We start from the raw sequence: 10,252 nt of genomic DNA on the forward strand, positions 1-10,252 counted from the left end.
CGAACTCCCCGAGCACGAGAGCACGAGAGTCCCTCGCCATGTACGAGCTGTCCCGGGTCCGCCTCTACTCCATCGGCCCCGCCGGCGCCCGCTACGCCGACACCGTCCTGGACCTCCGCGGCGTCGGCGCGCCCGTGCCGAACCCCGCCCCCACCCAGGCGGAGTTCTTCGAGGAGGAGCCCGTCGGCCCGCCGCGCCGCCCCGCCCCCGCGGGCGTGCTCTTCCTGGAGAACGGCGGCGGCAAGTCCGTCCTCCTGAAGCTGATCTTCTCGGTGATGCTCCCGGGACACCGCAACACCCTCGGCGGCGCCAGCTCCGGCGTGCTCCGCAAGTTCCTGCTCGCCGACGACTGCGGCCACGTCGCCCTGGAGTGGCAGCACACCCTCACCGGCGAACTCGTCGTCGTCGGCAAGGTCAGCGAGTGGCGCGGCCGCCAGGTCTCCAACGACCCGCGGAAGTTCGCCGAGGCCTGGTACTCCTTCCGCCCCGGTCCCGGCCTCAGCCTGGACAACCTCCCGGTCGCCGAGGCGAACTCCGTCCGCCCGTCCGCCGAGGGCGCCTCCGCCGCCACCGGCCGCCGCCGCACCATGAAGGGCTTCCGCGACGCCCTCACCGAGGCCGGCAAGGCCTACCCGCACCTGGAGGTGGTCTGGGAGGAGATCCACGACCGCTGGAACGAGCACCTCGGCGACCTCGGCCTCGACCCCGAACTCTTCCGCTACCAGCGCGAGATGAACGCCGACGAGGGCGAGGCCGCCGGCCTCTTCGCGGTCAAGAAGGACTCCGACTTCACCGACCTCCTGCTCCGCGCGGTCACCGACACCCGGGACACCGACGGCCTGGCCGACCTCGTCGGCGGCTTCGGCAACAAGCTCGGCCGCCGCGCCGAACTCACCGCCGAACGCGACTTCACCGCGGGCTCCGTCGACCTCCTCAACCGCATCGTCGACGCCGCCGGAACCCGGTCCCACGCGCGCGAGGTGCACGCCGGCGCCGAACGCCGCACCCGCACGCTCGCCCGGCGCCTCTCCGGCCGGGCCGCCCGGGAACGGGCGCGCGCGGCCGAGCTGGCCGAGCAGGTCACCGCCGCGGGCCACGCCGTCGCCGAGGCCGAGACGGCCCGCGAGCGCAGCGCCCTCATCGCCGCCGAACTCGCCTACCGGCACGCCTCCCTGGCGCTCGCCGCCGCCGAGAAGGGTGCCGCCTCCCAGCGTCGCGAGCTGATCGAGGCCCGTACCCTGCACTCCGCCTGGCAGGCCGCCGAGTCGGTGCTCCGCCACCGCGCCGCGGGCGACCGCTCCGCCCGCGTGGCCGCCGCCATCCGCGTGGCCGAGCGCGACGCCGCCCCGGCCCTCGCCGCCCGCGCCGAGGCCGCGGCCGACCTCGTACGGGCCCTGGCCGCCGCCGCCGAGGAGGGCGAGCGGCACGCCGCCGAGGAGGAGGAACGGTCCACCGCCCTCCAGGAGGCCGGCGAGGCCGCCCACCGGGACGCCACCGCCGCCGCCACCGAGGCCCAGCGCGCCCGCAGCGAGGCCGGCCACCTGCGCCAGCGCCTCGCCGAGGTCGAGCAGGAGACCGCCGAGGCCGTCCGGGCCGGCTGGCTCGACGACTCCGCCCCCGACGCCGACCCGGCCCGCGCCGCCCTCGCCGCCGCCGACGCCGAGAAGACCACCGTCGCCGCCTGGGACGCCGCCCGCGAAGTGGCCCGCACCGCGAGCGAGCGGGCCCGCGAGACGGCCGCCGCCGCGTCCCGCGCCGAACTCGCCGCCGCCCGCGCCGCCGACGCGGCCGAGGCCGGGGGCAACGCCTACGACGCCGAGCGGCGCGCCGCCGAGGCGCTGGCCGCCGAGGAGCGCCTCGCCGAACTCCTCGGCCTGCCCGGCGCCGGCTCCCCGCTCCCCGGCCGGCGCGCCGGGGCCACCGCCGACGGGGACGAGGACCCGGCCGGCTACCCGGGGGACACCGGGACCGCCCCGCTCTCCGTCACCGACTTCGACCGCTACGCCGAGGAGCTGCGGCGCCTGCTCGACGAGGCCGTCTCCTCCGCCGAGCGCCGCCTCTTCGACCTGCGCACCGCCGCCGCCGACGACTCCCGCATCCTCGGCGCCCTCGGCGACGGCGGCCTGCTGCCGCCCGGCCCGGACGTCCTCGCCACCGTCGAGTTCCTCGGCGAGCACGGCATCCCCGCCCTCCCCGGCTGGCGCTACCTCGCCCAGTCCGTCGACCCCGCCGACCACGCGCGCGTGCTCGCCGCCCGCCCCGAACTCGTCGACGGCGTCGTCATCACCGACCCCCTCTCGTACGGGCGCGCCCGCGAGGCCCTCGGCTCGGCCGCCCTGCTGCCCCGCTCCGCCGTCGCCGTCGGCACCGCCGCCGCCCTCCTCGCCCCCGTACCGGCGCAGGACGCGGACGACGACACCGGCGTCTTCCTCGTGCCGCCGAACCCGGCCATGCACGACGAGCACGCCGCCGACGAGGAGCGGCAGGCGCTGCGCGCGCGTGCCGCCGCCCGCGACGAGGAGATCCGCGCCCTCGCCGCCCGGCTCGCCGGCGACCGCGCCCTCGCCGCCCGGGTCGGCGCCTGGCGCGCCGACTGCCCGCCCGGCATGCTCGCCGAGCTCGCGGCCGTCGCCGCCACCGCCCGCGAGACCGCGGAGACGGCCGCCCGGACGCTCGACGAGGCCCGCGCCGCGCACACGGAGGCCGAGGAGACCGCCGCCGAGGCCCTCGCCGTCCGCGACGAGCGCCAGGAGGCCGCCCAGCGCGCCCGCCGGGCCGCCGACGCCCTCGCCGGGCTCGCCTTCCGGCTCCGTGAGCGCTCCGCCTGGCAGGCCAAGCTCCGCGAACTCGCCGACGACGCCGCCGAGTCCGAGGCCCGCGCCCAGACCTGCCTGGAACGCGCGCGTGCCGCCGACGAGGACCGCCGGGCCGCCCAGCGCGCCGCCGACGACGCCCACCGCACCGCCCGCGCGCTGCGCGCCGAGCGCGCCGAGATCGCCGGCGCCCCCGAGCAGCTGCCGGAGGAGACCCCGGACGCCCCCCGCGCCGCGCTCCCCACCCTCCGCGAGGCCTACCGGGCCGCCTCCCAGGTGTACGAGAAGGTCGGCGTCGGCGCCGACCTGCGCGCCGAGCAGGCCCGCGCAGAGAGCGACGAGTCCGCCGCCCTCGCCGAACTGGACCGGCTCACCAACAAGGTCCGCACCCGCGCCGAGCAGCTCCTGGAGTCCACCGACGGAGCCGACGGCCCCTCCCGCCAGGCCGCCGCGGCCCGCGCCGAGTCCCTGGTGCAGATGCTGGAGACCCGCGCCTCCGAGGCGAGCGAGAAGCTCGGCCGGCTGCGCGGCGAGTCCGAGCGGCTGGCCCCCGAGGACGGCGGGGCCCACACCGAGCTGCCGGAGGAGCTGGTCCCCGCCGACGCCGACCGCGCCCAGGCGCTGCTGCGTACCGCGGGCGCCGAACTCGCCGCCCGCAGCGACGCGCTGGAGGCGGCCCGCGCCGCCCACGGCGGGCTGCTGCGCGACCACCGGGCCGCCGAGGACGCCGCCGGAGGCTTCGACGAGACCGCCGCGCTCCTGCGCGACCTGATGCGCGACCACGCGGAGGAGGAGCAGGAGGAGCAGGAGCCGTACCCCGGCTCCCTGGAGGAGGCCAGGACCGCCGCCGGGGAGGCCCGGCGGGCGCTGCGCGCCTGCACCGCCGAGCTGTCCGCCGCCGACGCGGCGGTGCGCGAGGCGAGCGACATCCTCGTCCGGCACGCCAACTCGACCCGCTACGAGCAGGTCCGCACCCCGGCCCGTCAGCAGATCCGCGAACTGCCCGCCTCGGCGCTGCCCGAGCACGCCGCCAAGTGGGCCGAGGCCTTCGCGCCGCGCCTCCGCGTCCTCACCGACGAGCTGGCCCAGCTGGAGCGCAACCGCGAGTCGATCGTGGACCGGCTGCGCGGCCTCGTGGAGACCTCGCTCGCCACGCTCCGCTCCGCCCAGCGGCTCTCCCGGCTCCCGGAGGGCCTGGGGGAGTGGTCCGGCCAGGAGTTCCTGCGGATCCGCTTCGAGGAGCCGGACCAGGCGACCCTCACCGAGCGGCTCGGCGAGGTCGTCGACGAGGCGACCCGCGCCGCCGTGCGGAAGAACTCCGACCTGCGCCGCGACGGCATGTCGCTGCTGCTGCGCGGTGTGCAGGCGGCGCTCGAACCCAAGGGCATCGCCGTCGAGATCCTCAAGCCGGACGCGGTGCTGCGCGCCGAGCGGGTACCGGTCGGGCAGATGGGCGACGTCTTCTCCGGCGGCCAGCTGCTCACCGCGGCCATCGCCCTGTACTGCACGATGGCGGCGCTGCGCTCCAACGACCGGGGCCGGGACAAGCACCGGCACGCGGGCACGCTGTTCCTGGACAACCCGATCGGCCGGGCCAACGCCACGTACCTGCTGGAACTCCAGCGGGCCGTGTCGGACGCGCTCGGCGTCCAGCTGCTGTACACCACGGGCCTGTTCGACACGACGGCCCTCGCCGAGTTCCCCCTGGTCATCCGGTTGCGCAACGACGCGGACCTGCGGGCCGGCCTGAAGTACATCAGCGTCGAGGAGCATCTGCGCCCGGGCCTGCCGCAGCCGGCCGGGGAGGGCGAGACGATCCACGGCGAGATCACGGCGACCCGGATGTTCCGCCGTCACCAGGACGACGAACCGCCGACCGCGCCGTAGCCACGAAGCCGGCCCCGGACCCGCGCCTGGCCGGAACGCGGGCCCCGGATCCCGCGCGCAGCCACGAGGCGGGCCCCGGATCCCGCGCGCAGCCACGGCGCGGGCCCCGGGCCCCTCGTAGCCACGACGCCGCCCGGCACCCCGCGCGTCGCCACGACGAAGGCCCGGACCCCACAAGGGCCCGGGCCTTCCAGGTACTTCGGAGGCCGCCGCCGTGCGACGCACCCGTGAGACCGCCGCCGTCCGACGCACTCGCGAGGCCGCCGTCAGGCGACCGGTTCGGGACGCCCGTCAGGCGACCTGCTCCTCCACTACCCTCTCCCGCCGGGCCGGATACGCGCTGCTGCTCGGCTCGGAGACCACGCCGTTGCGCTGCCGCCACACCTGACGGGTGATCCAGATGTCCAGCACGCTCCAGGTGGCCACGACGGTCGCGACCACGGACGCGATCGTCATCGGATAGGCCAGCCAGGAGCTCGTGACGGAGGTGAGGAAGGCGACCACGGCCAGGATGAGTGTCACCGACATGATCATCACCGCCCGCACCGCCGCGTTCCGCACCGGGTCCGGCATCCTCCGCAGTCCGCGCGCGTCCTCCACCCACAACTGACCCGCGGTCCGCGTCTCGTCTTCCATCTGTCCTGTCACTCCCCACGCACGACGCTCACTGGGGTGGCTGCCCGGTTCCGGCCGGTTTACACGGCGCGCGCGGCTGACGACCCCCCGGCGCACGGCCGCCCGTCCACGGACAGGGCGTTCCCCCGTACTTCATGACGCTCCGGACAGGGAAAAGGTTTCCCCAACTCACCCGACACCGCGACCGGAACGAACGATTCCAGCCATTGCGCCCAGGGCGGAAAATGGCGCACCGTCAAGTGTCCTGCACCACAGTGGCCGATCCGAACTCCTGGAATACCAGGACATCTCATGATCAACGCTCACTCGGTAGGCTGGAAATCGCCCAGACACACCTTCGAGAAGGCCGCGATGCAGTAGTAGGCTCGCGCCGCCGTTTGTTGAAACCGAAGGTTGACGCGCCGTGTTGACGCGGCGACGCCGTTCGAGAGACCTCCGTGGCCGCGGGGGCCGTACTGGGGGAGGCCATGCGCTTTCGCGGGAAGTCCATCCGCCGGAAGATCGTGGCGCTGCTCCTCGTACCGCTCGTCTCCCTCACCGGCCTCTGGGGTTTCGCCACGGTCCTGACCGGACGCGAGGCCGACCAACTCCTCGACGTCGGCTACGTCGTCGACAAGGTCGGCTACCCCATCGAGGACACGGCCCGGGTCATCCAGCTCGAACGCCGCCAGTCCCTCGTCTACCTCGCCGACCCGCGCGGCTCCCAGGCCCTGCCCCAGCTCCGCGCGGCCCGTCTCGCCACCGACCGCCAGATCGCCCGCATCCGCGCCAACGCCGAGGACCCCGGTGTCCGCGAGGAGATGCGCCCGGTCACCACCCAGCGGCTCAACTCCCTCCTCCGCGCCTTCGAGGAGATCTCCTCGCTGCGCCGCTCGGTGGAGAAGCGCAGCATCGGCCGCCTCCAGGCCCTGGAGTTCTACAACCGCCTGGTCGACCCCTGCTACAGCTTCCTCGTCACCCTCCACGCGCTGGAGAACGTGGAGATGGACAAGCAGGGCCGCGCCCTCGTCGGCGTCACCCGGGCCCGTGAACTCCTCTCCCGCGAGGACGCCCTCGTCCTCTCCGCCCTCGTCGCCGACCGGGTCACCGCCCAGGAGATCCGCGCCGTCTCCGACCTCGTCGCCGGCCGCAAGCAGTACTACGAGGTCAACCTCGAACTCCTCCCCGCCACCGAGCGGCAGCGCTTCGAGCAGTACTGGCGCAGCCCCGAGACCGCGGCCCTGCGCACCGCCGAGGAGCAGTTCATCAAGGGCGGCCCGACCGAACGGCCGAAGGCCGTCACCGCCGTCTACTGGCAGGACGAGGCCAGCCCCGTCCTCGACGAGCTCGCCCGCGCGAACACCGCCGCCGGCGACCGCTACCAGGACCGCGTCCAGCCCGCCGCGTACAGCGTCCTGCTCAAGGCCGGCGTCGCCGGCGTCCTCGGCTTCCTCGCCCTCCTCGCCTCCGTCGGCATCTCGGTCCGGATCGGCCGCTCGCTCGTCCGCGACCTGCGCCGCCTCCAGAAGGAGTCCCAGGAGGTCTCCGGCGTCCGGCTGCCGAGCGTCATGCGCCGCCTCGCCGCCGGCGAGCACGTCGACGTCGAGACCGAGGTCCCCCACCTGCGGTACGGCGAGGACGAGGTCGGCCAGGTCGGCCAGGCCCTCAACACCCTCCAGCGCGCCGCCGTCGAGGCCGCCGTCAAGCAGGCCGAGCTGCGCCGCGGGGTCTCCGAGGTCTTCGTCAACCTCGCCCGCCGCAACCAGGTCCTGCTCCACCGCCAGCTCACCCTGCTCGACACCATGGAGCGGCGCACCGAGGACACCGAGGAGCTCGCGGACCTCTTCCGCCTCGACCACCTCACCACCCGCATGCGCCGCCACGCCGAGGGACTGGTGATCCTCTCCGGCGCCGCCCCCTCCCGCCAGTGGCGCAAGCCCGTGCAGCTGATGGACGTGGTCCGGGCCGCCGTCGCCGAGGTCGAGGACTACGAGCGCGTCGAGGTCCGCCGGCTGCCGCGGCTCGGCGTCGGCGGCCCCGCCGTCGCCGACCTCACCCACCTCATCGCCGAACTCCTCGAGAACGCCACCGTGTTCTCGCCCCCGCACACCGCCGTCCAGGTCCTCGGCGAGCGCGTCGCCAACGGCTTCACCCTGGAGATCCACGACCGCGGCCTCGGCATGAGCCCCGAGGTGCTCCTCGACGCCAACCTGCGCCTCGCGGAGACCCCCGAGTTCGAGCTCTCCGACACCGACCGCCTCGGCCTCTTCGTGGTCAGCCGGCTCGCCCAGCGCCAGAACGTCCGCGTCTCGCTCCAGACCTCGCCGTACGGCGGCACCACGGCGGTCGTCTTCATCCCGGCCGCGCTGCTCACCGACGCCCCCGAGACGCAGGGCGCCGGCTTCCGCCTCGACCGCAAGTCCCTCGACCCGCGCGCGGCGGACGGCGACCCGCAGCGCGCTTCCGGCGGATCCTTTACGACCTCCGGGACGCCCGCCGGCGCGCTCGGCGACGGACTCCTCCCGCAGCGCAGGCCCGCTCTCGCCCGCGTGCCCGACCTCGCCGACGAGACGGGCCCGGCAGGCCCGGCGGGAGCGACGGCCAAAACGCCCGCCCGTCCGCTCGACGGCCCCGTCGAGCTGGAACCGCCGCTCGGCCCCGAGGAGCTGGACGCGCTCCTCGACCGCTCCGCGGACCTCCTGGACACCGACAGCGAGCGCGGCGGCCTCTTCCGTCCGCAGCGCCGCCGGGGCGGACTGGTCCCGGCCGTCGAGCAGCACCAGCAGGCCCCCGACCAGACCTCCGGCCACGACGAGGGCGACCCGGCCGGCGAGGACGGCGCGCTGCCGCTGCCGCGCCGCCGGCCGCCGACGCTCGTCGTCGACCACGGACGCAGGCTCGACGAGCCCGGCCGCGCCCATCCGGCCCCCGGCCAGGGCGGCGCCGAGGACCGCCGGGTGCCGCGCCCGGCCGGCCCCGCGCTCGTCCCCGTACGCCCGGAGGGCACCGAGGCCCGTACGGCCCCGACCCAGGCTCAGGCCCCCGCTCAGGCCCCCGCCCAGGCCCCGACCCAGGCTCAGGCCCCCGCCCAGGCGCCGGCCCCGGTGCCGCGGGCCGGGACGCCGGAACCGCTCGACGGCCTCCCGCGCCGGGTCCGGCAGGCGAGCCTCGTGCCGCAGCTGCGCGAGCCCGACCAGCCGGCCGCCGCCGAGGACGACCGGCCCGCCGAGGACGGCCGGGCCGGGGACGACTTCGAGCGCGACGCCGAGGAGGTGCGGGCCCGCATGGCCGCCATGCAGCGCGGCTGGCAGCGCGGACGCCGGCACGGCTCGGGCCCGGACGACAGCACGGCACACGGCGACAGCACAGCACACGGAACGACACCCGAGGGGGACGGTCGATGACCGCACCGAACGCCGCAGCAAGCACCAGCAGCCCCGTCAACGGCAACGGCGAGCTCAACTGGCTCCTCGACGAGCTGGTCCAGCGCGTCGCCGCCATCCGCAAGGCCCTGGTGCTCTCCAGCGACGGGCTGCCCACCGGCGCGTCGAAGGACCTGAGCCGCGAGGACGGCGAGCACCTCGCCGCCGTCGCGTCCGGCTTCCACAGCCTCGCCAAGGGCGTCGGCCGCCACTTCGAGGCGGGCAGGGTCCGGCAGACCGTGGTGGAGCTGGAGGAGGCCTTCCTCTTCGTCACCGCGGCCGGCGACGGCAGCTGCCTCGCCGTCCTCGCCGACGCCGACTCCGACGTCGGCCAGGTCGCCTACGAGATGACGCTCATGGTCAAGCGGGTCGGCACCCACCTCGGCACGGCCCCCCGGACCGGTCTGTCGACGGGAGGGTGAGCCGCCCCGCATGAGCGACGCAGCCGAGCGCAACCACCCCGACGGGGACGCCCCGGGCCGGCGGACGGCCGTCCCCCACCACTGGTACGACGACGAGGCGGGCCCGGTCGTCCGTCCGTACGCGATGACCCGCGGCCGGACGAGCGCCGCCGGCCGTCACCGGCTCGACCTCATCGCCGTGGTGGTGCCCGAACCGGCCGCCGACGACCCCGGCCGTGACCAGTCGCTCTCCCCGGAACACGTGGAGATCGTCGAACGCTGCTCCGAGCAGCCCCAGTCGATCGCCGAGCTCGCCGCCGGACTCGACCTCCCCGTCGGGGTGGTCCGGGTGCTGGTCGGCGATCTCGTCGACGAGGAACTCGTGCACGTGACCCGTCCCGTTCCGCCGGCCCAGCTGCCGGACGTGAGTATCCTCCGCGAGGTGATCAATGGCCTTCGGGCGCTCTAGCCGCAAGAAGACCCCCGTCGAGCCGGTGACCCTGAAGATCCTGGTCGCCGGCGGGTTCGGGGTCGGCAAGACGACTCTGGTCGGCGCGGTCAGCGAGATCCGGCCGCTGCGGACCGAGGAGGTCCTCACCGAGGCCGGCCGTCCCGTGGACGACCTGCACGGCGTCGAGGCCAAGACGACCACCACGGTCGCCATGGACTTCGGCCGGATCACCCTCCGCGAGGACCTCGTCCTGTACCTCTTCGGCACCCCCGGGCAGGACCGCTTCTGGTTCCTCTGGGACGAGCTGGCGCAGGGCGCGCTCGGCGCGATCGTGCTCGCCGACACCCGTCGTCTGGAGGACTGCTTCGCCGCCATCGACTACTTCGAGCGGCGCGGCATCCCCTTCACGGTGGCCGTCAACTGCTTCGAAGGCGCCCGCCGCTACCCGACGGAGACCGTGCGGGCGGCGCTCGACCTCGACCCCGAGGTCGAGCTGGTGATGTGCGACGCCCGCGACCGCGAGTCCGTCAAGGCCATCCTCGTCGCCGTCGTCGAGCACGCCCTCGTCCTCGCCGACCGCGGTCAGCAGCCGGTGGCCACCTGAGGGGTACGCCCCCGAGGGCGGGTCCCGGTGTGGACCGCGAGGAGCCGCCACGCGCGCGT

The 10,252-nt window shown here is 75.6% G+C and carries 6 protein-coding genes; 5 read left to right on the top strand and 1 reads right to left on the bottom strand.

The features are described 5' to 3' along the window. The first annotated feature begins 38 nt into the window (after positions 1 to 38). Positions 39 to 4,700, top strand: coding sequence for a hypothetical protein (locus ACFQ8C_RS26465; protein ID WP_383461964.1), 4,662 nt, complete (start codon positions 39 to 41; stop codon positions 4,698 to 4,700). 291 nt (positions 4,701 to 4,991) lie between these two features. Here ACFQ8C_RS26465 and ACFQ8C_RS26470 read toward each other — a convergent pair whose 3' ends face one another. Further along, positions 4,992 to 5,336, bottom strand: a complete 345-nt coding sequence (locus tag ACFQ8C_RS26470; protein WP_383461966.1) for a hypothetical protein — start codon at positions 5,334 to 5,336, stop codon at positions 4,992 to 4,994. A gap of 467 nt (positions 5,337 to 5,803) precedes the next feature. On the opposite strand from ACFQ8C_RS26470, the gene ACFQ8C_RS26475 reads away from it, so the two are divergent. From ACFQ8C_RS26475 to ACFQ8C_RS26490, 4 genes are read left to right on the top strand one after another with little or no spacing between them, the layout of a single operon-like run. Continuing rightward, positions 5,804 to 8,719: a nitrate- and nitrite sensing domain-containing protein gene (locus tag ACFQ8C_RS26475; RefSeq protein WP_383461968.1), complete on the top strand. Its 2,916-nt coding sequence runs from the start codon at positions 5,804 to 5,806 to the stop codon at positions 8,717 to 8,719. Beyond that, positions 8,716 to 9,159, top strand: coding sequence for a roadblock/LC7 domain-containing protein (locus tag ACFQ8C_RS26480; RefSeq protein WP_383461969.1), 444 nt, complete (start codon positions 8,716 to 8,718; stop codon positions 9,157 to 9,159). The genes ACFQ8C_RS26475 and ACFQ8C_RS26480 overlap by 4 nt, the downstream gene beginning before the upstream one ends. A gap of 10 nt (positions 9,160 to 9,169) precedes the next feature. Then, positions 9,170 to 9,607 (top strand): DUF742 domain-containing protein, encoded by a 438-nt coding sequence (locus ACFQ8C_RS26485; RefSeq protein ID WP_383461971.1) that lies wholly within the window; start codon positions 9,170 to 9,172, stop codon positions 9,605 to 9,607. Next, positions 9,588 to 10,193 (top strand): ATP/GTP-binding protein, encoded by a 606-nt coding sequence (locus ACFQ8C_RS26490; RefSeq protein WP_383461972.1) that lies wholly within the window; start codon positions 9,588 to 9,590, stop codon positions 10,191 to 10,193. Before ACFQ8C_RS26485 ends, ACFQ8C_RS26490 begins: the two co-directional genes overlap by 20 nt. Positions 10,194 to 10,252: the final 59 nt, after the last annotated feature.

Source organism: Streptomyces sp. NPDC056503 (genome assembly GCF_042794995.1).
In the GTDB taxonomy this organism is placed as follows: domain Bacteria; phylum Actinomycetota; class Actinomycetes; order Streptomycetales; family Streptomycetaceae; genus Streptomyces.

Excerpts from the sequence above, each read along its gene's own strand:
- ACFQ8C_RS26465 (WP_383461964.1), top strand. The coding sequence starts at position 39 with ATGTACGAGCTGTCCCGGGTCCGCCTCTACTCCATCGGCCCCGCCGGC.
- ACFQ8C_RS26475 (WP_383461968.1), top strand. The coding sequence starts at position 5,804 with ATGCGCTTTCGCGGGAAGTCCATCCGCCGGAAGATCGTGGCGCTGCTC.
- ACFQ8C_RS26480 (WP_383461969.1), top strand. The coding sequence starts at position 8,716 with ATGACCGCACCGAACGCCGCAGCAAGCACCAGCAGCCCCGTCAACGGC.
- ACFQ8C_RS26470 (WP_383461966.1), bottom strand. The coding sequence starts at position 5,336 with ATGGAAGACGAGACGCGGACCGCGGGTCAGTTGTGGGTGGAGGACGCG.
- ACFQ8C_RS26490 (WP_383461972.1), top strand. The coding sequence starts at position 9,588 with ATGGCCTTCGGGCGCTCTAGCCGCAAGAAGACCCCCGTCGAGCCGGTG.
- ACFQ8C_RS26485 (WP_383461971.1), top strand. The coding sequence starts at position 9,170 with ATGAGCGACGCAGCCGAGCGCAACCACCCCGACGGGGACGCCCCGGGC.